This window comes from Richelia sinica FACHB-800 (genome assembly GCF_014698825.1).
Classification (GTDB): domain Bacteria; phylum Cyanobacteriota; class Cyanobacteriia; order Cyanobacteriales; family Nostocaceae; genus FACHB-800.
Window position 1 is genome coordinate 40,062 of record NZ_JACJTT010000003.1, and the last position, 24,176, is coordinate 64,237.

The 24,176-nt window shown below is 40.8% G+C and carries 20 protein-coding genes and 1 tRNA gene; 9 read left to right on the plus strand and 12 right to left on the minus strand.

The window, feature by feature from the left end; genetic code table 11:
- Window positions 1-162: 162 nt before the first annotated feature.
- The 7 genes from H6G73_RS03665 to H6G73_RS03695 form a co-directional block, all read right to left on the minus strand.
- Entirely contained in the window at window positions 163-4,023 is a 3,861-nt protein-coding gene (locus H6G73_RS03665) for an NB-ARC domain-containing protein (RefSeq protein WP_190601600.1), read from the minus strand.
- Window positions 4,024-4,194: 171 nt separating this feature from the next.
- Window positions 4,195-4,524 (minus strand): hypothetical protein, encoded by a 330-nt coding sequence (locus H6G73_RS03670; RefSeq protein ID WP_190601601.1) that lies wholly within the window; start codon window positions 4,522-4,524, stop codon window positions 4,195-4,197.
- Between the two features lie 751 nt (window positions 4,525-5,275).
- Window positions 5,276-6,388 carry a sensor histidine kinase gene (locus H6G73_RS03675; RefSeq protein WP_190601602.1) on the minus strand — a complete coding sequence of 371 codons (1,113 nt, stop codon included), beginning with the start codon at window positions 6,386-6,388 and terminating at the stop codon, window positions 5,276-5,278.
- Between the two features lie 5 nt (window positions 6,389-6,393).
- Window positions 6,394-7,104 carry a response regulator gene (locus tag H6G73_RS03680; protein ID WP_190601603.1) on the minus strand — a complete coding sequence of 237 codons (711 nt, stop codon included), beginning with the start codon at window positions 7,102-7,104 and terminating at the stop codon, window positions 6,394-6,396.
- Between the two features lie 88 nt (window positions 7,105-7,192).
- Entirely contained in the window at window positions 7,193-7,879 is a 687-nt protein-coding gene (locus tag H6G73_RS03685) for a LabA-like NYN domain-containing protein (RefSeq protein ID WP_190601604.1), read from the minus strand.
- 845 nt (window positions 7,880-8,724) lie between these two features.
- Window positions 8,725-9,240 carry a universal stress protein gene (locus tag H6G73_RS03690; protein WP_190601605.1) on the minus strand — a complete coding sequence of 172 codons (516 nt, stop codon included), beginning with the start codon at window positions 9,238-9,240 and terminating at the stop codon, window positions 8,725-8,727.
- Between the two features lie 174 nt (window positions 9,241-9,414).
- Window positions 9,415-10,557, minus strand: coding sequence for an RNA-guided endonuclease InsQ/TnpB family protein (locus H6G73_RS03695; protein WP_190601606.1), 1,143 nt, complete (start codon window positions 10,555-10,557; stop codon window positions 9,415-9,417).
- Window positions 10,558-10,608: 51 nt separating this feature from the next.
- Between H6G73_RS03695 and H6G73_RS03700 the strand changes: the two genes are divergently transcribed.
- The 3 genes from H6G73_RS03700 (at window position 10,609) to gatB (ending at window position 13,204) form a co-directional block, all read left to right on the plus strand.
- Window positions 10,609-10,749, plus strand: coding sequence for a ribbon-helix-helix protein, CopG family (locus H6G73_RS03700; RefSeq protein WP_190601607.1), 141 nt, complete (start codon window positions 10,609-10,611; stop codon window positions 10,747-10,749).
- 163 nt (window positions 10,750-10,912) lie between these two features.
- A complete protein-coding gene (locus H6G73_RS03705) occupies window positions 10,913-11,575 on the plus strand; it encodes a phosphoribosyltransferase (protein ID WP_190601608.1) in 663 nt (220 codons plus the stop codon).
- Window positions 11,576-11,728: 153 nt separating this feature from the next.
- Window positions 11,729-13,204: an Asp-tRNA(Asn)/Glu-tRNA(Gln) amidotransferase subunit GatB gene (gene gatB, locus H6G73_RS03710; protein WP_190601609.1), complete on the plus strand. Its 1,476-nt coding sequence runs from the start codon at window positions 11,729-11,731 to the stop codon at window positions 13,202-13,204.
- Between the two features lie 509 nt (window positions 13,205-13,713).
- On the opposite strand, the gene H6G73_RS03715 is transcribed toward gatB, so the two are convergent.
- Window positions 13,714-15,633, minus strand: coding sequence for a cation:proton antiporter (locus tag H6G73_RS03715; RefSeq protein ID WP_190601610.1), 1,920 nt, complete (start codon window positions 15,631-15,633; stop codon window positions 13,714-13,716).
- 204 nt (window positions 15,634-15,837) lie between these two features.
- On the opposite strand from H6G73_RS03715, the gene H6G73_RS03720 reads away from it, so the two are divergent.
- Window positions 15,838-15,910 (plus strand) — tRNA-Glu (locus H6G73_RS03720).
- A 95-nt stretch (window positions 15,911-16,005) separates the two neighbouring features.
- Here the strand turns inward: H6G73_RS03720 and H6G73_RS03725 are convergent.
- The 3 genes from H6G73_RS03725 to H6G73_RS03735 form a co-directional block, all read right to left on the minus strand.
- The gene (locus H6G73_RS03725; RefSeq protein ID WP_390839180.1) at window positions 16,006-16,506 is read right to left on the minus strand and encodes an SRPBCC family protein; all 501 of its coding nucleotides are present in this window, start codon (window positions 16,504-16,506) and stop codon (window positions 16,006-16,008) included.
- 56 nt (window positions 16,507-16,562) lie between these two features.
- Entirely contained in the window at window positions 16,563-18,596 is a 2,034-nt protein-coding gene (locus tag H6G73_RS03730) for a GAF domain-containing sensor histidine kinase (RefSeq protein ID WP_190601612.1), read from the minus strand.
- Window positions 18,597-19,333: 737 nt separating this feature from the next.
- Complete coding sequence (locus H6G73_RS03735; protein ID WP_190601613.1) at window positions 19,334-19,669, minus strand: hypothetical protein; 336 nt, start codon at window positions 19,667-19,669, stop codon at window positions 19,334-19,336.
- A gap of 401 nt (window positions 19,670-20,070) precedes the next feature.
- Here H6G73_RS03735 and H6G73_RS03740 point away from each other — a divergent pair, with 401 nt between their 5' ends.
- Both H6G73_RS03740 and H6G73_RS03745 read left to right on the plus strand, forming a co-directional pair.
- Window positions 20,071-20,589: an HNH endonuclease gene (locus H6G73_RS03740; protein ID WP_190601614.1), complete on the plus strand. Its 519-nt coding sequence runs from the start codon at window positions 20,071-20,073 to the stop codon at window positions 20,587-20,589.
- 16 nt (window positions 20,590-20,605) lie between these two features.
- Window positions 20,606-20,995, plus strand: coding sequence for an alr0857 family protein (locus H6G73_RS03745; RefSeq protein WP_190601615.1), 390 nt, complete (start codon window positions 20,606-20,608; stop codon window positions 20,993-20,995).
- A gap of 72 nt (window positions 20,996-21,067) precedes the next feature.
- On the opposite strand, the gene H6G73_RS03750 is transcribed toward H6G73_RS03745, so the two are convergent.
- On the minus strand, window positions 21,068-21,898 hold the full coding sequence (locus tag H6G73_RS03750; RefSeq protein WP_190601616.1) for a polysaccharide deacetylase family protein: 831 nt from the start codon (window positions 21,896-21,898) through the stop codon (window positions 21,068-21,070).
- A 264-nt stretch (window positions 21,899-22,162) separates the two neighbouring features.
- Between H6G73_RS03750 and H6G73_RS03755 the strand changes: the two genes are divergently transcribed.
- The 3 genes from H6G73_RS03755 to H6G73_RS03765 all read left to right on the plus strand — a co-directional run bounded on the left by H6G73_RS03755 (window position 22,163) and on the right by H6G73_RS03765 (window position 24,104).
- Entirely contained in the window at window positions 22,163-22,528 is a 366-nt protein-coding gene (locus H6G73_RS03755) for a hypothetical protein (RefSeq protein ID WP_190601617.1), read from the plus strand.
- A gap of 206 nt (window positions 22,529-22,734) precedes the next feature.
- Window positions 22,735-23,274, plus strand: coding sequence for a Dps family protein (locus H6G73_RS03760; protein ID WP_190601618.1), 540 nt, complete (start codon window positions 22,735-22,737; stop codon window positions 23,272-23,274).
- Between the two features lie 62 nt (window positions 23,275-23,336).
- The gene (locus H6G73_RS03765) at window positions 23,337-24,104 is read left to right on the plus strand and encodes a ChaB family protein (RefSeq protein ID WP_190601619.1); all 768 of its coding nucleotides are present in this window, start codon (window positions 23,337-23,339) and stop codon (window positions 24,102-24,104) included.
- The last annotated feature ends 72 nt before the right edge of the window (window positions 24,105-24,176 follow it).

Here is a 24,176-nt window from a genome sequence, read left to right on the forward strand (position 1 = left end):
TTGTAGAGACTTTCATACAGAATGTCTCTACAAGAATAGAAGTACCTGGGCAAAATTAATTCAACATTTTTGCATCAATCGTAACAATACAACCCGCGATGTCCAAGACTTTTATCAATCGCTATATTTACGTATGTTGACTCAAAGAGCGATTTTTAAATTTTATCGCCACCACCGTGAAACATCTTGGATAGCAGAAGCTGTATCTCTCAATGCTTGTTCGCCACCTAAAGTATCTATAATTGGAGTTAATATATTTATATCACTAAGTAAACCTGGGCGAGTGTAAACAGATAAGATGTGAAGAGTTTTTCCCCAGAGACAAAAAAGTTGAGTTTTTTGTATTTGTAAAAGTTTATCCACCAAACTACTCAGGACTTGGACGCGATGCTTCTCATCCTGAATCTCCCTAGCAGCAGCCACAGCCTCTGGTAACAATTCTGGCAATTTATCAGCCAAATCACTTAGAACATCAGCACGATACTCTTCATCCTGAATCTTCCTAGCAGCAGCCACAGCCTCTGGTAACAATTCTGGCGATTTATCAGCCAAATCACTTAGAACATCAGCACGATACTTTTCATCCTGAATCTCCCTAGCAGCAGCCACAGCCTCTGGTAATAATTCTGGGAATTTATCAGCTAAACTACTTAAGGCATCGACGCGATACTTTTCATCCTGAATCTCCCTAGCAGCAGCTACCGCCTCTGGTAATAATTCTGGGAATTTATCAGCTAAACTTCTTAGAAGATAGGCGCGATACTCCTCATCCTCAGTCTCCCTGGCAGCAGCCAGAGCCTCTGGTAATAATTCTGGTGGCAATTTATCAACCAAACCTCTTAAGTTGTCGAAGCGACAATACTCACTCTGAATCTCCCTGGCAGCAGCCAGAGCCTCTGGTAGCACTTCTGGAAATTTATTAGCCAAATTACTTAGAGCATCGAAATGAAACGCATCATACCCAATCTCCCTAGCAGCAGCTAGAGCCTCTGGTAACAATTCTGGCAACTGAACAGCCAAACTACCCAGAATAGAGGCGCGAAACTCTCCATCTTCAATCTCCCTAGTAGCAGCCACTGCTTCTGGTAACAATTCTGGTGGCAATTTATCAGCCAAACTTCTTAAGGCTTGGGCACGATACTCCTCATCCTGAATCTCTATGGCAGCAGCGAGAGCCTCTGGTAACAATTCTGGAAATTTATCAGCCAAACTTCTTAAGGCTTGGGCGCGACTTGACTCAAACTGAATCTCCCTGGCAGCAGCCAACGCCTCTGGTAACAATTCCGGCAATTTACCAGCCAAACTACTGAGAATATAGGCGCGATACTTCTCATCCTTAATCTCCCTGGCAGCAGCCACAGCCTCTGATAACAATTCTGGTGGTAATTTATTTGCTAAACTACTTAGAGCATCGTTGCGACACTTTTCATACTCAATCTCCCTGGCAGCAGCTAGAGCCTCTGGTAACAATTCTGGCAATTTATCAGCCAAACTACTTAAGGCTTGGGCGCGATACATTTCATCCTGAATATCCCTAGCAGCAGCCACAGCCTCTGGTAACAATTCTGGTGGCAATTTATCAGCCAAACTACTTAAGGCTTGGGCGCGATTATAACCATTCTGAATCTCCCTGGTAGCAGCCACAGCCTCTAGTAATAATTCTGGCAATTTATCAGCCAAACTACTTAGTACCCGGGCGCGACTTGATTCAAACTCAATCACCCTGGCAACAGCCAACGCCTCTGGTAACAATTCTGGCAATTTATCACTCAAACTTCCCAGTGCTTCGGCGCGATACTCTTCATCCTGAATCTTCCTAGCAGCAGCCACAGCCTCTGGTAACAATTCTGGCGGCAATTTGTCAGCCAAACTACTGATGGCATCGGCGCGACAATGCTCACTCCGAATCTCCCTAGCAGCAGCCACAGCCTCTGGTAACAATTCTGGCAATTTATCAACCAAAATACTTAGAACAGAGACACGATCCTCCTCATCCTGAATCTCCCTGGCAGCAGCCACAGCCTCTGGTAACAATTCTGGTGGCAATTTATCAGCCAAACTACTTAGAATTCGAGCACGCCTAAACTCATCCTCAGTCTTTCTGGCAGTAGCTAGAGCCTCTGCTAACAATTCTGGCAATTTATCAGCCAAACTACCTAGTACCCGGGCGCGAAACTCCTCATCCTGAATCTCTCTGGCAGCAACCAGAGCCTCTGGTAACAATTCTGGCGGCAATTTGTCAGCCAAACTACTGATGGCATCGGCGCGATAGCTCTCAAAATGAATCTCCCTAGCAACAGCCAGAGCCTCTGATAATAATTCAGGTGGCAGTTTAACAGCCAAACTACTTAGTACCTGGGCGCGAAACTCTTCATCCTCAGCCCCCCTGGTATCAATCTCCCTAGTAGCAGCCAGAGCTTTCGACAGCGCTAATTCTTTTAACTTTGATGGCAAATGATTGGCTAGCTGTGTAAGCAAGTTTGCTTTCTGTGATGGATTCGAGCTTTGTATTGCGTAACTGAGTCCTTGCTCAGGAGTCCACATATTTTTTTCAACTAACGCAACCAGCAGCCCTACTGGTAAATCAACTGTTAAACTATTAAGGGATGCAATAATTAAAGCATAGCGACACTGCAACCCAATAACTTGAGCCAAGGTTGTTTCATTCCAGGAGTTTTCTGCCAATTCCCAAGCATGAAAAACATCAGTTACAAAATTGGCAGTTTGTGATAAGCGCGCGCAAGCTTCGTACCAACCATTACCTCCTGTTTCTGAATCTTCTCGTAATAATTCGTGAATTTCTTCTACCTTTTGAGCCTTGGACAAATGCCAAACTAAATGCTGATGGATATACCCGTCATTGGGTAAGGTATGCCAAAGATTTTTAGAAGTTTTATTTCGGTAATTCTCCAAAAAAGTAGCGTGAGCAGAGGCTAAAGTTATACCCAACCCCGATAGATTATCTTCATCCTCTGGGTTTGGTGGAGCAGTCAACAAATTACGTGCTAAGTCATGAAATAAGTCATGTAAACGGTACGTTGGTGTCCCATCTTTTAAAGGAACTCCAGGCGATAAAACTGCTTTATTTTCTAAGTATTCCAATGTCTTAGCAGCATCATATATATCCATTTTCCATAGAGTCGCTGCCATCATCTTAGTGATGGTAACATTTTTCGGTAATACCCCCAACCAAGAAAAATGCTCCTGCTTTTCTTTAGGCATTCGCTTGAGACTCAAATTTAATGATGCTGTTAAGCGCAAGCGTTTTAAAATGGTTTCATCAGTAATTTCTTCTGCTTTTGGTCGATTAAGATTTTTTAATCGCGCTACCTCTTGCTGAAAATCCTCTAATAATTGAGTCCAAGTTGTACAACTGGCGATTTCAGCAGCTGCCAATGACAACGCCAGAGGGAAATAACCAACGGATGAAGCTAAATCTTGCGCTGGCTGATATTCTATAGCAGTAATCGAGCGTCCTAATTTTTTAGTCAGCAGTTCTATTGCTTGGGATGGTTCCATCACATCCAAACAACATGGGGGGTTAGCTCCGAGAGCTTCGGCGATTTCTGCATCGCGGGTTGTTACCAAAACTTGACAGCTAGCTCCACCAACATTAAATGCTTGTGCATCCTCTATATTCCAAACATCGTCTATTATTAGCAGCACAGCTTTTTCATACAACAATGTACGCAGTTGATTGGAAGTTGCTTCCACACTGATGGGTTTAAAGTTGTAGTCCCCCAATGCTTGTACCCAAGCACTAAGCAGCGATAAAAGATTAGGCTGTTGACCTAAAGTTACCCAGAGAATCCCGTCACAAAAATGAGCTTGCACCTCTTGGTCATATGCTAAAGCCATTGCCAGGGTAGATTTACCAACCGAAGCCAAGCCATCAATAGCTGTCACGACCAAAGCACCTACATCTGATGAATTTTTCAGCAGACGAGTTTTTAACTCTCGGCTGTATTCGAGACGTTCTACATAATAATTTGGTAGAGATGGTGCGAGTGAGGTATCAATCATCTTGTATATTACTGGCTTTTACAGCTTTTGATTGACTAGATATCTCCGAAAACGCTCAAAGCCTTTATGTTCTTCTAAAATTAATTTTACTTTAAGCAGGTCATAAGTTATGCTCTTATTTTGCACGACTATTTACAAATTCAATTTTAGCTAATAAATATTCATGCTTAATCAAGAAGCATAAGGACAGAAAAGTTGATAATTGCATAAAAAATCTCCATGCACAGAACTTAAATAATAGGAAAGACTAAAAGCAAACATGGCTAACAAAACAGGAATAATTGTGCTAAATTCTATATTTTTTTGAGTAAAAATTTTAACACAACAAATTGGCAACATCAGCGGCCAAAGTACAGTAGAAATCATCAACATGACAAAAGATAAAAACTTTTCTTCTGGAGTAGAAGTAGGATGACGAAAAGCAAACCTTAACCAATTGAATAAAAAATAACTGGTCATCAATAAGTAACTAATCACCACAGCAAAGAGAATTTGATTCATATTTTTTACTCCTTAGTTACTGATGGGTGATGGTAAAACCATTAATGATTAATCGTACTGAATTTATCAATACTAAACGGGATATTAATTATACTTTAACTGGTGCATGAAATATGCTCATAACGGTATAGCACAGATATGAGAAAATTGCAAAATAAAATATTCTTTATCTAGATCAGCAGTGGGCATCTGCAAAAATTGATACTCACAGATTGCTAAGTTTTAGACAATGAAAAAACTGACCCTAAATAGGCGAAATATTATCCTTTTTGTCTGTGAGAGTTGAGGATGTGAACACCTTCCATCATAGAAATACAACAGCGAAGCAACACTTATCTCCAGAGAGAGTTGGTTTTATTGTCTGTTGATAATTGAAAAGATTATTTACTTATTTTGGGGAAAAAGATATGCAAGAGTAGCACAGCCAAAAGCTGTGACTAAACTTACTAGAAAGGCAGCAAGAAACAAGTGATACATAAGAAAGCCAAAAACATCAAACTAATGGCAGATATAAACACTTATTTAGTCAGTATTTGGCAATTTAAATTCCCAAATTTATAAATGTATTATTTATATTTTTTTTAGGATATAAATTTATAAAAAACATCTTTGAATCACGAGTTGGTATGATTCACATTGTTTCATCTATAAGTTAGCAGGTAGTTATGACAGACCTATGACCCCTTTATGTCAATGTGTTGTATGTGAAGAGAAGTCAATTATTACCACTTCCTAAGGACAATCACATAGTTTAAGCCAAGGATAGGGAAAAACGAAATTCACTCCCCACACCTAATTGACTTTCAACCTGCATTTGACCACCTTGCAGTTCTACTAATCGGTGAGATATAGTTAAACCAATGCCAGTACCACCAGAATGGCGATCGCGTGATGAATCTGCACGCCAAAAACGCTCAAATACATGAGCTAAATTTTCTTCAGCAATACCTATACCGGTATCTTTCACAGCAACCCAGCATTGACCAGGGGTCAGCCAAACACGAATAGTGATTTCACCCTTGGTTGTATAACGAATAGCATTACCAATGAGATTGATTAATACCTGTTCAGTGCGGTCAATATCTGCCATAACTAAAGGTAACGGACTAGGGCATTCTAATTGCAGCACTGGCCCATCTTCTAGTAACTGATCACTAAAACTCTCTACCAAAGACTCTAATAAAGGACGTAGATTAATGGGTTGCAGATGGATTGGTAAATAACCGGCTTCAGCTTTAGAAAGAACTTGCAAGTCGTTAACTAGCCTTTCTAACCGTTTAGTTTCTTGCACTAGTCGCTGATAAATTTCTAAGGAAGGCTCAATTTCTCCAGTGGCTAATTCCTCTAAATAACCACGCACAACTGTTAGGGGTGTACGCAATTCATGGGTCATATCACTAATTAATTCTCTGCGTCGTACCTCCACTCCTTCTAAACTAGCCGCCATACGATTAAAGCTATTACCCAGTCGGTTAATTTCTGGTATGTCTGAAATAGGTACTCTAGCTTCCATATCCCCAGAAGCAAATCGCTGCGTAATTTGCTCCATTTCTGTTAAGCGCTGCATAATTCTTTTGGCCACCCAGAAACTTAACCCACCAGCCGCACTGGTTCCCACTAACACTGACCAAACTGTGCTTCTTCGCCAAGCTATTTCAAACCCTGCCACTAACTCTGTCCGCACATCAATTAAGTCAAAGCCGCGATGTTGTAATCGTTCTAAATGCAGGACAAAAAAACGGGGTGAAGATATTTTACTGATAATTACAAGGCTGACTACCCCCACTATCATCACGACCAAGTGAGAGAAGAATAGACGAGATGCTAGGGGTAAAGATTTCATCCACCACCCATTTTTTTTCATCGTCTTCACCCAACTGGAGGGTCGTCAAATTTATAACCAACTCCCACCACTGTTTTAATAAAGGAAGGATTTGCCGGGTCTGGTTCAACTTTTTTGCGTAGTCTGGCGATGTGGGTATCAACTACCCGTTCATCACCAAAAAAGTTATCTCCCCACAGTTTGTCTATCAGTTGTGACCGATTCCAAACTCTTCCAGGATTGCTGACAAAGGTGCTTAATAAATTAAATTCTAAGGTGGTTAAATCAAGGAGTTCAGTTGTTTGAGAATTATTATGGCGGCTGGCTGTTCGTTGTTCAATATCGATGGTAAAGTGTTGAGTCCGATTGACTTGGGGTTGTCCTCCTTGACGAAGACTACGGCGGAATAATGCTCTCACTCTAGCTACTAACTCCCTGGGGCTAAAGGGTTTCACCATATAGTCATCAGCACCAGTTGATAAACCGATCACGCGATCAATTTCTTCTCCTTTGGCGGTGAGCATTAAAATATATGGATCTTTAGCACCAGGTTTTTGCCGAATTCTGGCGCAAACTTCTAATCCATCTAAACCAGGGAGCATTAAATCCAGAATTATTAAATCTGGTGATTGTTCTTGAAAGATGCGTAAAGCGTTAATTCCGTCACGGGTGGTGCGACAGGAGAACCCTTCTTTTTCTAAAGCTAGTTGGATTAAATGAGCAATTTCTGGCTCATCTTCAACTATTAAAATTTCCATTGACAGATCAAGTGAGCATATTTAATAAAGTCTTTTTCTGGTTGGTGATTTGACTTCAGAAATTTTTCTAGGCTGGGTAAATGATAATTTACATATGGGAGTTAGAAGTGCTGCGATAACTATAGCCCAGATGTGAATCTTTTTGAATCACTTGTTTAATAGTATCAAAATCTACAAAGGAGTCTGCCACATCTATCAGTTGGGTACTGGTCATGGTTTGCATTCCAATTACTTCTACTCTTGCACCCAAGCTACATACAGAATTGACTGCATAGGCTAAGTCTCCATCACCACTAACTAAAACTGCTGTGTCATAGTAGGGTGCTAAAGTAATCATATCAACGGCAATTTCTACATTCAAATTGGGTTTTTTACCATTTTCTGGAACTGCAACTATATCCTTGGTTACTACACGATAACCGTTGCGGCGCATCCACAGTAGAAATCCTTGTTGTTTTTCGTTGTGAGTATCAGTTCCTGTGTAAAAGAAGGCGCGTAATAACCGAGAACTTTTGGTTAAATAACAGAGTAGTTTCAGATAGTCAATTTCAATACCTAGTTGTAATGCTGTATGAAACAAGTTTAAGCCATCAATAAAAATAGCCACTCGACCACGATTGAGGTCATCATCGATGATACTATCAATATTTTGTGTTTGTGATTTGGGAGTTTGATTTTTCACTGGTGTTTTAGTTGTAGGTGGGCCTTGCCAATGTGGCTTTTCTTTAAGTTCTTTATATTCATTTGTTTTTTGACTAAAATTATTAAAATTCATTGATACCTCTGGATGTTAAAAAGTTAGTAATTTCTTGTTAAATCAATAATTTAGCAGTTTTTAAGCATCAAGTTTAGCCTATTTGAGGGCAGCTAAAATCTACAAATGTGACAAATTCTTTGTTTACCTGCCTCCACTAGTAATTTCATCTATAAAATAGAAATATGATCCCATCATCTGTGCTAATTGAACAAACTTAACAGGAATTTGTATTTAGTTACTAGCTGCAAGTCAATTTAACTGATGTTGATGATGAATGATTTTAAATCTCAATCATCAGACTTTTAAATGATTTTTAGACAAATTTAAGCAATATTTTAGCTATTAATCATCAATATTGCTATTTCTAGGCATATACTTTACACAAAATAAGTTATTTATCCATCTTAACTTTGCGTTTGCTGCTGCTGTCAAGATAAATTTCACCTATGAGTTTTTGCTTTTTGCTTTCTATAGTAAATTTTTGCGGTTAGTTCCTGAAAATAAGGAAGCTTGATTAAAGAAGGGATGCAATGGTAGAAATAGCTGGTTTTTAGCTTCAGTGGTAATATCCGATCGCTGAAAAAATTTAGGCTGATAAAACAGAGTAAATCTAGCGATCGCTCTATCGAGACTATGTGATTTTCCATGGTAATTCGGTCAGACAACCTCCAAAATGGGAATGATGTTACCAAAAGTATAATCTTTAGCTTGTCTGGAAAATCTTATAATATTCTAAATGTGATTTTTTCAAGACTTTTGGCTGTCCTCTGTGTGGGGTGATGAGATTGTCTCTGGTTAAATAGGGCAGCAAAACCTTTGATTAGCTGCTGTGCAAATTTATTCCTCATCACTCATCAACTACACTAGATATCACTGGCAATCCTTTCCTGATCTGAGTGGTTCGTACCTTGGACAGTCAAAACAGAGCAAGACGCATGATGTAGGACATAATTGCTGACACTACCTAGAAATAATTCACGAATCCCAGTTCTGCCACGCCGACCAACTACAATTAAGTTAGCGGGCCAATTGCGAGCAAATTCACAGATGAGCCTTCCTGCATCTCCTATTTGCTGAGTACACTCAGTTTCCACACCTAAATTGATGGATGCTTGGGTAAGCGATCGCAACCACTGCAATCTTTCCTGTTTAAGTTCATGCCATGCTTGCATATATTTATTCATGGCTTCTGTCTGTAAAGAAGGATAAATAGTTTCTGGCTGCATTAACACAGGGTTGATGTAAGGATCATCTATGGGTGAGAGAACATGGAGCAACATGATTTTTGAACCACTGGCTTTAGCCAAATCTAACCCTTGCTCATACACAGACTCCCAACCGGCACCGTTGTCGAGAGCAACTAAAATTTTGTTAAACATAAATTTATACCTATAAAGCTAACTCTGAAATTTCTGAGAGTGCAGTGTGATGCTCCTACGCTCCATCTTAAATCTTAATCAAATAGTTGTTTATCACCAGGAATATATACAAACTTTTTTGACATACTCACCGACGTAGAACATCGATGATTCTTGACGGTTCACAGCAACTTGCTAAGCGTTCCTAGTCTGACAGTCGCTCCCCGTCCGTTTAAGGTCGTGCTGATGCCCCATGCCGACCATTTCTATATTTTGGGACGCATTCTCATCTCTGTCGTGTTCAGTGTTGCAATTTAAGCACAAAACTGAGCGAACAGACAAATCAATCTTGCCCCATCGATAACCACAACAAGAACAAGTTTGGCTGGTGGGTTGCCACCTGTTAATTACTCTAAAATCCCGATTCAGTTTTTCGGATTTAGCTTCGCAAAATATCCGAAATTCTCGCCATCCTTGCAAGCTAATCACTCTTGCTAACTTGCGATTTTTAACCATTCCCGACACATTCAAATCTTCCAAAACAATAGCTTGGTTCTCACTAACTACTTTGGTTGATAACTTATGCAGAAAATCTTTGCGGGTATCTGCAATTTGATGGTGTCGTTTAGCAATCTTAACCCTTGTAACTTCACGGCGTTTAGATCCCTTTTGTTGCCTTGCTAGCTTGCGTTGTAGTTTCCGAATTTTGCGGTCTTTTTTTGAATAATCAGGACTTATTGCCTTCTCCCCATTGCTCATTACAGCAAAAGTTTTCACACCCAAATCAATGCCAATGCTCATGTGTTTGGCATGGGATTGAATAGGTTCAACTTCTACAACAAAGCTGAGAAAATAACGGTGAGCAACGTCTTTAATGACTGTGACGCTTGTTGGAGATGACGGCAGACTTCTAGACCAAACAGGCTTAACATTGCCGATTTTGGCTAGATATACTTCATCTCCTTTGATTGAGAATCCACCAATTCTGAATCGTGCTGATTGTCTCCCTATTTTCTTTTTGAATTTAGGACTACCGACCTTTTTACCTTTCCGCTTACCCTTGAGTGAATCGAAAAAGTTTTTGTAGGCAACTCCTAAATCGGCTACAGATTGCTGCAATGGGATATTAGAAACATCTGACAACCATGAACGCTCATCAGTTTTTTTGGCTTGCGTAATCACTAACTTTTGCAAGTCCTGATTACTTGGTAACTTCTCAGACTGTTTACAGATAGCCAGCGCATCATTCCACACCACACGGACACAACCAAACAACTGAGCTAAAAGCTGTTGCTGTTGGTCTGTTGGGTAGAAGCGATACTGATATCTTGCTTTCATTGATTTTACTGAAGTCTGTTATTATTGTATATCGTAACGATATACAAAGCAATGAATAAAAGTGTGTTTTTCCGTCTAACAGAAGAAGAGTTAGCGCATCTTGAGGAATACTGCCAAACAACCAAAAGAACCAAATCCGATGTACTTAGAGAATTAGTTAGAAAACTCAAAATTCATCAAAAGCCGTCCTAGAAGGACTGGGCTTGTATCCCATTCTTTTCGGTCAATCTTTCTCTCCATTACAGTAATAAAGGCAATAAAGGCGGATCTAATATTGAAATAGTATCTACAATCAAAGTAGAGCAATCAATCGAGGGAGAATAATCTTATATCTCACCCCCAGGAGGGTAAAGAGATGAGGAAAAGATTTCGTAACCGCACCGAAGCAGGTTTGATGTTAGCTTCACACCTGCAAGCTTATAGTCAGTGCAAAAATCTATTAGTCTTGGCCTTACCTCGTGGTGGTGTTCCCGTTGGTTATGAAGTAGCCCAAGCCTTAAATGCGCCACTAGATGTATGCTTAGTGAGAAAATTGGGTGTACCTGGTCATGAAGAGTTAGCAATGGGTGCGATCGCTGAAGGTGGACGCTTTGACCTGACTTCCCAAATAGTATGTGTACTCAACTATGATGTCATCAATGGTTGGGGCATAGACCAAGAAACCATTGACAAGGTAATCGAACAGGAGTTAGAGGAATTACACAGACGCGATCGCGCTTATCGAGGCGATCGTCCACCAGTCAACGTCCATGGCCAAACCATCATTCTCATTGATGATGGCATTGCCACTGGGTCAACTATCCGCGCGGCTATTGCCATCCTCCGCCAACAGCAACCTAGCAAAATTATAGTCGCAGTACCCATCGCCCCACCCAGCACCTACAAACAATTGCAAACAGAAGTTGATGAAGTAATCAGCTTAATTACGCCAGAACCAATGTCTGCAATTGGAGTTTGGTATGAAGATTTTAGTCAAACCACCGATGCAGAAGTTCGCCAACTTTTAAAAACAGCCTAAACTAATTGAGCAATCATCCCCTATCCAAAACCCTGGTTAAACTGGGATTTCTGCTTTTTTAATTTTTAATTGCTACTTCCTCTTCCCTGTAATCAATAGCAAAGCCGCTACAATAGTAGCCTAAAGAATAATTATGCTTAAATTAGTGATCTCATGACGACAGCGACACCCGTAAAAACTGAGTACGAAGCAATTATTGGACTAGAAACCCATTGTCAACTCAGCACCAATACTAAAATCTTCTCCACTAGCTCCACAGCCTTCGGTGCTGACCCCAATACTAACATTGACCCGGTCTGTATGGGTTTACCAGGGGTTTTGCCTGTACTCAACGCCAAAGTTCTAGAATACGCTGTCAAAGCAGGTTTAGCCCTGAATTGCCAAATTGCTAAATATAGTAAATTTGACCGTAAACAGTATTTTTATCCAGATTTACCGAAAAATTACCAAATTTCCCAATATGACCTACCCATTGCCGAACATGGTTGGTTAGAAATTGAATTAGTAGATGCTGATGGTAATCCCACTCGTAAACGCATTGGTATTACCCGTTTGCACATGGAAGAAGATGCAGGAAAACTAGTCCATGCAGGTAGTGAGAGACTGTCTGGTTCTGCCTATTCCCTAGTAGACTACAACCGTGCAGGTGTGCCATTAGTAGAAATTGTGTCTGAACCTGATTTGCGTTCCGGTCAAGAAGCCGCTGAATATGCTCAAGAACTACGCCGGATTATGCGCTATTTGGGAGTGAGCGATGGCAACATGCAAGAAGGTTCTCTCCGTTGCGATGTGAATATTTCCGTGCGTCCTTTGGGACAAAAGGAATTTGGCACCAAGGTAGAAATCAAAAATATGAACTCCTTCAGCGCCATTCAACGGGCAATAGAATACGAAATTGAACGGCAAATTGCTGCTATTGAGTCAGGAGAAAGGATTGTTCAAGAAACTCGTCTCTGGGAAGAAGGTTCACAAAGAACTATTAGTATGCGCGTGAAGGAAGGTTCTAGCGATTATCGCTATTTCCCCGAACCTGATTTAGCACCCATTGAGGTATCACCAACACAATTAGCCGCATGGCAAAGTGAAATTACAGAACTACCGGCGCAAAAACGCCATCGTTATGAAAGTGAACTGGGTCTGTCTGCCTATGATACAAGGGTGCTGACAGAAGAACGTACAGTTGCTGAATATTTTGAAGCAGTGTTAGCGGCTGGTGCTAGTGCTAAAGCTGCTGCTAACTGGATTACTCAAGATATAGCTGCTTATCTGAATAAGCAAAAATTGACTATTTCGGAAATTGGCTTGACTCCTACCCATTTGGCTGATGTGATCAATCGCATTGAAAAGGGCAAAATTAGTAATGCCCAAGCTAAAGAAAAGCTGACCGACTTACTCAATGGAGTTCCACCAGAAAAAGCTTTTGCAGGTCAGGAGCTAATTTCTGATCCCAGTGTACTGGAACCCATCATTGATGAAGTGATTGCGGCTAACCCGAAAGAGGTGGAAAAATACCGCAATGGCAACATTAATCTTAAAGGTTTCTTTGTTGGACAAGTGCTGAAAAAGACCAATAAACGGGCGGAACCTAAGCTGACCAATGAATTGGTGGAAAAGAAACTCAATAGCTAGGTCGAAGTTTCAGCCCTTCAGTGTGGGCTGTGACAAAAAAGCAGACATGGTAAAACCCCTCAGGCTGAGAATGGTATACTGTGCTATGTAGATGCAACTTGATTATCTGGAGAGCTAATTTATCAGCTCTCTTTCTTTGTATCTATTTATTCAGTCTTTGCCCACAAAATTATATCAACTCTCACTAGTTACTGGTCATTAAAGCAGCAGAGAACTAGTGATATCAGCTAAGAGAAATCTTGACAAAAAGCCGATGGCATCAGCTTTTGACAATCAAAAATCTCAAATCAAAATTTCACATCTGACTAAATCCATACATAAATCTTTCTGTCAACTTTATCTGTGCCAGATCGTGATGCGCTCATTCTGGTCTTAACCCCCCATACCCTAAGTGCTATATTGTGATAAGTAGATGCACCCTGATGATTTGGAGAGCTATCCAAGTGGCTCTCTTTTTCCATTTGTAGAGTTTTTAACCAGAAAAATTCGCCACTAAATAACTGTATTTTTTAATTACTAGTGGCATCACTAATAGAAAGCTGTGACAGTTTGGCAACTGGTAAGTCTTCGATTTCTGGTAATTGTTCCAAAGCTAGGGGAGTGGACTGGGAAGCCCCTGATAATCTTTTGAGGAGATTGGGTCGAGAATCATACAAGATATAAATAAGGCGATCGCCTATTTCCCATTCTTGATTAGCTGCCATAATTCGCAACCGTTCTTCCCGTTCCACTAGCAGGGGTACTAACAATCCAGCTTTAATTTTTTCTTGGATATGCTCCTGTTGATGAACAAATTCTTTTTCATTCAACGTAGTGGTTCCTAACTTCACCCTGCCATCATTGACATATTCATTCCAAGTTTTAATGGTGAAATCACTCACAAAAGCTTGCTCAACTTTACTGTGGGTCGAATTTCCTGCTTGGGGGTCACGGGGAAAAACAGCTAAAACACGGGGTGGACTAAATTCTTCAGCGGCTCTTTGCGCTAATACATAATTTACTTCACCATTATTAGTCATTGCCAAAAATGTCCCCACCGAAGCAATACCCGCCTCTTCTAATACTTCCCCATCCAAAGCACTACTAGCAATTACGCGCAGATTTTGGGCTTCTGCTTGTGCAAAGCATTCTGGATCAGTGTCTATCATCACTACACTTTCGCCCCGTTCTTGAAAAAAGCGGGCAATCAATAAACTCAAGGGATTACAACCAACAATCACTGCACCTGTTGCATCTTGAGAGGTGATACGTAACAACTTCACCACCCACCCAGCCGTCAACCCTTGACAAACCACCGTCATGATAATGGTCAAAAAAACCAAAGCTTTAATGGCATCTCCACCGTTAATACCTCGCTGGGTGAGAGAAATGGCAAATAGGGACGCTACAGAGGCAGAGACAATGCCTCTAGGGGCAATCCAGCATAAAAACAGTTTCTGTCGCCAGTTTAAATTACTTTGCCAAGTACACAACAGGATATTGATGGGGCGAACTACAAACATCAACACCAAAACAGTAAATAAACTGCCCCACCCCAAAGCCAACACACTGGCAATGGACAAATCAGCTGCCAAAAGAATAAATAAAACAGAGACGCTGAGAATAGTAAGTTGATTTTTAAAGCTGCGTAATAATCTTTCTTCTGGTACAGAGGAGTTGGCAAAAACTACTCCTGCCACCACGGTGGTCATGACTCCCGATTCGCTGCGAATCACCTGGGCCAGGGTAAACAAACCCCACAACATGGCCAGCACCACTAGGTTTTTCAACTCAAAGGACAAAACCTGAGCGCGTTTGAAAATCCAACTCATTAGATAACCACCAGCCCCACCAATGGCACCTCCTACAGCCAACCGCATGAGTAGACCCATGATGGCATCAACAGGTTCTGTATCGCTGTTTAAAATCGTGTCTAGGACGACATAGGCGAGAATTGCCCCCACTGGGTCGATTAAAACTCCCTCCCCTTCTAACAGGGTTGCTACCTGTCGATCAACGTTGATTTGCTTGAGTAAGGGGCCAATCACTGTTGGACCAGTGACAACCACTATGGAAGCGTAGAGAAAGGCAATATTCCAAGGAAACTCCCCTAACCAGTGCGCCGCCATACTACCACCCACAAGGGTAATGAGGGTTCCCAATGTCACCAGCAATTGCAAACTGACGGAAACTCTACCCAATTCCCGCAGGTCGAGTTTCAGCCCCCCTTCAAACAAAATTATTGCTGTGGCTAGGGCAACAATCACTTCTAACCCTGTTCCTAGCCCATGGGGATGCAAAATCCCAATCCCATCAGGACCTAAAAGAATGCCTAACAGGAGCAGTAACACAATGCTGGGTAGTTTGAGATATGCAGCTAGCACCTGGGCGCTAATGCCTGCAAGGACAACGATCACCATTTGTAGGGTGATGTCAAAGGATGGTTCCATGTTTGAGATTTTGAGCTAATGATTTCAAAATCATTTGTAAAGAATCATAAATATCACATCTTAAATTATCAATCTGATTAGCTCCTCATGAACAACGATGTTTGGGAAAGCTTTGATGTTCCATGAAAATCGCCCACAAAAATTTTTTTTCCTTAACCTATTGACATCATCAGAAAAATCCGTTAATTTATAAAAAGTCTGAACGCCCCCATCGTCTAGAGGCCTAGGACACCTCCCTTTCACGGAGGTAACGGGGATTCGAATTCCCCTGGGGGTATTCTTAAAAGCCAGGAAGTGTAAGTTTCCTGGCTTAACTATTTAAGGGTAACTATTATCCCATTGTAGAAAGTTGAGCCGTAAAATCGCCAAATTCTAGTTAACTAAATTACAGACTCTTTGGCGAACTGCTAGTAAGTTAACCTGCATGTCTTTGTGGAGACGACGCTCAATTATGGAAATGGGCATGGTGAGCTTAGGCCAAACTTGAATCATGTAGCAGAGGTTTGTACCTTGGTTATCTGCTAGGGAATAAGGTTCTAGCTGCCAATGTCCTTTAAAGCCTTTGAAATCTCCCTCTACCATTTGGAATTTAATAAATTGAGGGAAAATTTCTTCTACATCCAAAATCACTCGCGCACAAAAGTTGATGTTGAGTAATTTTTGCGCTCCCACCTGCTCTAAGCGAATTCCACCGTCAGGATGGTCGATACGGCAACTTTTGGCCAAGCTGGGAATAAAATCAGGCAATGTTTCATAATCGGTGAGAATTTGCCAAACTTTTTCCACTGCTTGGGGAATGTGGATATGAGCGGTGATTTGCCGTTGTCGTTCTGACAATTTCTCTACTTGGATAGATACTTCTTGGCTTTGCAAATCACTGTCTTCTGTGGATTCAGGTAAATCCAGTTCTGTGAAATCGGTTTGTGTAGTCACTGTTCGGAATTGGATGGGCTATGGTCAGAAAATTGGGGTAAAGTCAGGGTAAAACAAATTTCGCTCAACTGAGAATTAGGAATTGGGGTACTCTCTACAGCGATCGCTCCATTTAAATGCTGTACCAAAGACTTCACTAAGGCAAGTCCTAATCCTGTACCAGGTATCCACCGTCCTTTACCACGACGGAATTTGTCGAAGATATACGCAGCTTCTTCGTCAGATATACCCCTACCTGTATTCACCACTTTGATCATAATCTGATCCAGTTGGTCAATGACTTGATGAGTGGCTTTTAAGTGAACTGTACTGCCTTTCTCGGAGTATTTGCAGGCGTTATTGAGTAGTTCTTGTAAAATTCTCTCAAAGCTTTCGACTTCGGTTTGTAACTCTAGGGCTGTTTCTGGTAAGTCAACGACAATATTGTATTTCGGGTCTTTGAGTTTGTTGAGACAAGTCTGTACTCCTGCTTCCAGAGTGCTGTTTAAATCTATTGTTTCTAATTGTGGTGCTTCTTGATGAGATTCTAATTTTTGCAGGGTGAGCAGGTCGTTAATTAGGGTAATTTCTTTCGTGCATTCTTCTTCGAGAATATCCAGATATCTAGTTTGCCGTTCTGGGGGAATTCCTGGCAATCTGAGGTTGCGAATCGACATCAGCATATTAGTCAAAGGATAGCGCAAGCGATCGCTGATGTTGCTGACAAACTCGTCTTTTAGTTCGTTGAGTTGTTGTAGCTGTTCTACATATTGCTTGGTTCTTTCGTACAATTTGGATTGTACTTCTAAGCTGCGTTTCAGTTGCTCTGTGCGCTCGTCTACGAGATTCTGGACTTGTCGCAGAGTCTGGGACTGAATGATGGCATTGCTGATTTGAGCACACAGCATTTCAATCAAATTCAGTTCAGAAGGTTGCCAAGTGCGAGGAAATGTTTGCTGAAGCACCACAAAACCTAAAATTCTGCCCTGATTTTCTAAAGGCATGAGTAGGGTCGCGGGGAATTCATTGATTGCAAATAATGGAGCAGCTTCGTAATTATCCTGTCCATCTGTACAATCGTTAATCATAATTGGTTTGCCCGACTCCGTAAATATACGTTGACAAAGCCCACAATCTGCTAACCAAAAGGATTGCTCTAAAGTATTGTCTTGACTTGTTCGAGATAGGTTTTTGTTGTTTACCCATTCCCCCACTACTGTGGCTTTAGCTTTGGGGATTTGCTTTTTTGGACGATTGATAAATAAGGGGTCTGTATATTTTAATAGTATTAATAAACCTCGATCTGCCTGTAGTGCTTCCGCAGTCGAGCCGATTACTAACTGGAGCATCTGATTTAACTCCAAGTTACTCCGACTTAATATAGTTAATTGCTTGATTAAACTTTGGTGCTGGTTGGTTTTGTGGAGATACTGTTGTTGGTTGGTAATAGTGTGAGATTGAATTGCATGGGCAAAAGCGATCGCACAACATGACTCTAAATCCTTGAGCAGTTGTTTTTCTGATTCATTCCACTCATAAGAATGGAATTTAATCAGGCAAATAACACCATTATTTTCTTCACCAAATCTCGTATGAACCGCCAAAACTGCTTGAATAGGTGCTGGTAAATTTTGACAACCTGTGAGTAAACATTTTTGAATATTGGCAATATCTTCAATGGAAATCTTATCTGAAGCACATTGCACGACTGGCATCTTGATCAACAAATGATCTGCCGATGATACTGGCTGTGGTTGTACTAACTTTAAATGCTTTTCACTACACCAATAACCAGTAGTCCCTTCAGTGATAGATTCACTTCCTATAGTCACCAGGCAGCAAGCATCTGCTTGAAATGCTACTCCCAACAATTCAGCTATTTCCTCTAGCATCAAGGCAGTTGCTGTACTCTTGGCAATGATTTGAGTAATTTGTTGTGCCAACGCATGGGTATTTTGGGCCTGATGCTGCATTAGCTTGAGAGGATATGAATGTTTAGGGACTACATCATTATCTATATATTGTGGCGCTGATAAGAAACGTTTTTTCATTTTTGTTAAGCTTTTGGATAGAGATTCCAGTTTTTTAAACTCAACTTTTTGCCATCCTCTTCACCCTCTTTTAGCGTTGACTGACCCTGAGAAATTAATAATTGCGGATGATCATCGTGGTTAACTTTTCTGGACTTGCTGGTGATCAAGGTCTAAATCTTGCCCAATTCAGCGCCCAAACATCAATACTGAGAGTAAGAATTTTTGCAACTACATTGAGCAAAAGCTTGTTATATAAGAGTTTGAGACCTTCAAAGGTTAAATCATAGACTATGTTGTACTTAGCATAGCCTGTCAATGACTGAGCATAAACCGTAATTTCTCTATAATTGACGCAAAAATACCGCAAATCCCATCCGCGTTAACACTGTCAACATACAATTACCGTTCAACTTCTGGTCTGATGTTTCAGGCGATTGCTGAATTAAATTATTTGTTTTACTCAGGCTGGATGAGATTAGGAAAGCCTATATATTATTGATTGAAAAAGACTTTAGCTATTAGATTAATGACAATTTTTTATGCAGAGAACACTTAAGATAATGATAACACCCCAAAATCAACAGTCTAAAGTTAGATATTCACAATATCTTATAGTTGGAATTATCTATGATATGGATAATTTGTAAATACAGACAGATAATTCCTGAGATTGTCGGCAATAAAATGTATTTTTATTGGGTAATAACCCAGTTACTATCAAGAAGTAACTGGGCAGTAGTCAACGGAGTTGAAAACTAGGGAGCCAAACTTTCGAGACTGAGAGGAACCATATCGCCATTTCTTGTCAGTCCTAATAACATAGGTTGTTGTGGCTGAATTAATTGACCTGTGAGTACACAACGTTCTTCTTGTTGAGCAGTAGCAGCGATGCTGGCACGAATATCATCCTTAGAAAATCGCGGCTTCCATTCACCTGATTTTTGCTGCACATAATTCCAGAGGACATCCCGAATCAGGGCTTGATATCCTTGATTGCCGGCAATTTGTTTGAGTTTATCCTTGAGTTCCCGTTCCAGACGAATGCTAGTAACTTCCATGTCGGTGGTGGGGGTGCGAGTGATCGTATGCATGACTTTTTCTCCTTATAGGTATAGACAGGATAGTAATACAAGTGTAGTATGTTTACAGTAATGATCAATAGGTGAAATTTTCTGTGAAATCCATTTACCCCCCCTCCATCTCTATATCAGCCACCAATTCCTTGATTAATTGGGAATTTGCTGTGGCGAGAGTGGAGTATTTATTTATGGGTGATGGTAGCCGAGATCCAAGGCATAGCACAGAGGGTGATGATGATTTTGCATATTTCAGCATAGATGGGCTGAATAGAAAACCACTAGTAGATATAACAAGCGGGAGGTGCAGGTGATTCAATACTGTACCAATATCAGACCAAATCATTCTCAGGTCAAATTCTAACCCCCGCTTCTCAAAAATCAGAGACGGGGGTTTTTTGATAAGGAGTCAGGCTGTGACAAGCGCAATGCAAGTTTTGGAGCAATCCGTGGTGGTATTTTCTCAAAATTACTTGCCACTATGTCGGGTGAATATTAAGCGGGCGATAGTGTTACTAGTAACGAATAAAGCTGAACCTTTAGATTTAACAGCAGAAAGTGGATGGCTGATTCATTCACCTAGTTTGGTACTGTCTGTACCGAAACATATTCGCCTCAAAATTGCCGCAGCGGAACGGATGTGGAAGGTTCCCCCAGTCAATCGCAGAGAAGTGCTCAGACGAGACCATCACGTTTGTCAATATTGCGGTAGCAATAAACGCCTGACCTTAGATCATGTGATTCCCCGTTCTCGAGGTGGGACACACACTTGGGATAACGTCGTCATAGCTTGTGAGCGATGTAATTCTCGAAAAGGCGATCGCACTCCCACAGAAGCGGGAATGCAACTGCGAAAAGTGCCCAAAGCACCAGCCCATCCGGCTGTTTACTTTGCCGAACAATTCTGGAGTGACGTGCAAGCCAAGCTGGAATAGCAGGAGAGCATAAGGAATGCTGAAATTAACTTATACCGAAAGGAGCTTTTATTTAGAGTGTCTGGCTCAATCTTTAGAAGAGTGGGTAGCACAGCGAGTCATTTTGGCCATTCGAGTTGGTCAACCTTTGTGCTTTGAACCCAGTACAGCTTCCTTTTTGCTACCTGTTGATTTACCAGGTGTGGAGGTGCTGAAAGCAGAAATCAAGCGTCATGACAGCGAAATGACAATTTGCAGTTGTGATGCTGAATATGTAGAGGTGACTTTGCAAGGTTCTTGGTTATCTAGTGGTAGTGAAGAAGCTGTGGGTGTGTTTGTCACCACCATGAGTGAGCGCACAGAGTTCTTTTTGCATAAATTATGGCAAGATGCTCAAATTTGTGCGGTAAATAGTGCGGAATGTTAGGAAACTTTCATTCAACAAGCAATAAGTAGGGTTTGTCAGCCTTTGGTTTAACAGACCCTACTTTTGGATGATTTATGGTTTGGCATTCTCAGCCATTGCTAGCAGTTCGGGGACAGTCACGAATCGATAACCTTGCTGCTTGAGTCCACTAATGATTTTGGGCAGAGCTTCTACTGTTCTGTGGCGATCGCCTCCACCGTCATGCATTAAGACTATAGCACCTGGTTTCGCACCTTTGAGGACATTATTGACAAATGCTTGTGGTTTAGCACGGGGGTCGGTGTCTGCTGAGGTTAACGACCACATAATGACAGAATAGTTTTTACTTTTGGCATAAGCAGCTAATCCGTTGTTTAAAAAGCCTCCTGGGGGACGAAACAAGGATGTTTTCACTCCGGTGGTTTTGTAAATCAATTCAGCAGTGCGCTCAATTTCGCTTTTGGCTGTAGCTGCATCCATTTTTCGATACCAATGATGCCAGGTATGGTTGCCGATGGCATGACCTTGAGCTGCCACTTGTTTAGCGATGTCTGGATGAGCTTGTAAGGCTGTTCCTACCCAAAAGAAGGTGGCTTTCACACCATTTTGTTGAAAGATATTCAACATGGCTGGGGTAGTCTTTGGCCAGGGCCCATCATCAATGGTGAGAGCGATGACTTTTTCTTGATTTTTTGGTGAAACTTGATAAACGGTTTTACCTTGAAATTGAGGGGGGACAGTAAAAGCAAGATTTGCCGTTGGCTTAACTGGGGTATTAGATGGAGGATTGGTGGCTGATGGATTGAGGGATGGGTTAGTTGTGGATGAGAGCGATTGCCTAGGGGAAGTTTGAGTACAAGCGGTGAGGGAGAGAGCGATCGTCAGTACAAATACGACTTTTTGTAAATGCAAACTTGCCGTCACATCAGGATTCCAAAAAACTCATACCATTGTAGAGTTTGAATGCAGAATTGACTGCTGGGTGGAAATTTGGTGAATCTATAGAAGGATTTTAATTATTGATAATATGCAAAAATTTCTGTCTAGAGATTGATTAAATTTTAGTCTATTTTTTTAAATATAAAAACTAGGATAATACACTAATTCAAATGAAGGAGTTGTGTGGGTTATTAGTGGGTTATGAATTGATGACTTAGCCACAATCGTTAAATATTTTGAGGATTGGCAATGAGAAATATCAATTTACTAATATCTTTATTGTTACGTCCGTTGCGGTTTTTAGTTTTGAGTTTGGTTTGTGCTTTCATTATATCATCTGTGGTCTCGCCAGCTTTAGCAATTGGTAGTTATCAAACAGAACCTACAGAAGGAACTACACAATTATTAGAAACACAACGTAAAACTGATGAAGTAGCTAAATCAGCACCTCCATCACTGCGACAAGTCCAAGAGAAATCCAATAAAGGACTAAATGAAGTACAAGGAGACGCAGATATTGATAAAATGAAGCGACCTGAAAATTCCCAAAGTGCAACAACTGTAGAAGAAGAAGTGGAAACTTTGTTGCAGAAAGTAACAGGCAATAAAAAATAAGCACAGTTTTAAAAAATCGTTATTTTAGTCGAAATAGCCATAAAGATGGTGTGTTTAACGTATGTTGACACACCATCAAAATTTGACGGTAAATAAAATCATGATTCAATAGATATTTTGTTTATATTTCTTAGGGTTGATGTTGATTGAGTAGTGAATTTGGGAACTTAGAAGATAAGTAATTTCATAACATTAGGAATGGGAAAATGCCGAAAATTAATATTGGTTTGTCGGATGAGCAGAGGGAAGGTGTAATTAATTTTCTCAATCAAGATTTAGCAGACGCTTATGTGCTGTTAGTAAAAACTAAAAAATACCATTGGGATGTAATTGGTCCCCAGTTTCGCACATTGCATGAATTGTGGGAAGAACACTATGAAGCCTTAACCGAAACTATTGATGAAATAGCTGAAAGAATCCGCACTTTAGGTGGTTATCCAGTCGGCACAATGGAAGGGTTTTTAGAAATTGCCACCCTACAAGAACATGCTGGAGAAATTCCCTCAGCTACTGGTATGGTTGCCCAATTAGTAGAAGACCATGAAAAAGTTGTACGGAATTTAAGAGAGCACATTAATGGCTGTGCAGAAGAGTTTCATGACCAGGGTACGGCTGATTTTTTAACTGAATTAATGGAAGAACATGAAGAAATTGCTTGGATGTTGCGTTCCTTTATTGAAGGACAAGCGATAGAACCAAGCGGTCAGCAAATAGAAACTCAAGGGAAAACACCCATTGGTGTGTAATTGCAGTTAGTAAAAACCGGGAAATTTTGCTTTGTGGAAATGTAAATATAAGGAGTCAGTCTGTGCCAGAAGTTTATCAAGCAGAGCGTACTATTTCAGCCATATTTAAAGAACAAAAACAAGTTGATGATGTGATTCGGCGTTTATTAGACCGGGGTGTTCCTAGAGACCATATTTCTGTGATGGGTCGCAATTTTCAATCAGAAACCCGCATCGCTGGTTTTATTAGCAAAAGAGATGTGATTTTAGGGGGTTTGAGAACAGGGGCAATTTTTGGTTCTCTGTTTGGTTCCTTCCTCAGTTTGTTAACTGGTGTGGGTGTTTTATTTATTCCCTTTGTAGGGCCAATTGTAGCCGCAGGGCCAATTAGTGCATTATTATTAGGGGCTGCAAGTGGAGCGATCGCTGGTAGTGCGGGTGCTGGCTTAGTATCAGTGTTTACAGCCTTGGGAATGCCAGAAGATAAAGCCACGGTTTATCAAACTCGGTTGGAAGCAGGAGAATTTATCTTAATGGCTGAAGTGCCAAGTGATCGCGCTGGTGAGTTTCAGTTACTCTTAGAAAGTGCTGGTGCAGAAGAAATTAATACCCTTGACCAACCTCTAGCACATCCTTGTCCTGGGCCATGTAATAGTCCAGAGGATTTGTCTCCAGAAGTACGTTCTCATCTTTCACCAGAAGCCCAAACCACTTTTATTAATTGCTATAACACTGTACTGAATCAAACCAAAGATGAATTTACATCGGAGCAATCTGCATGGGATGCAGTACATCAACAATTTGATGAAGATGAAAATGGTGTGTGGTCAAAGGCTAAAGTCGGTGTTTAACTAATATTAACCAAGTGCTAGATTAACAGGCAGATTATTTGTGACATCATCACATCTGCCTGTTGTAATTAT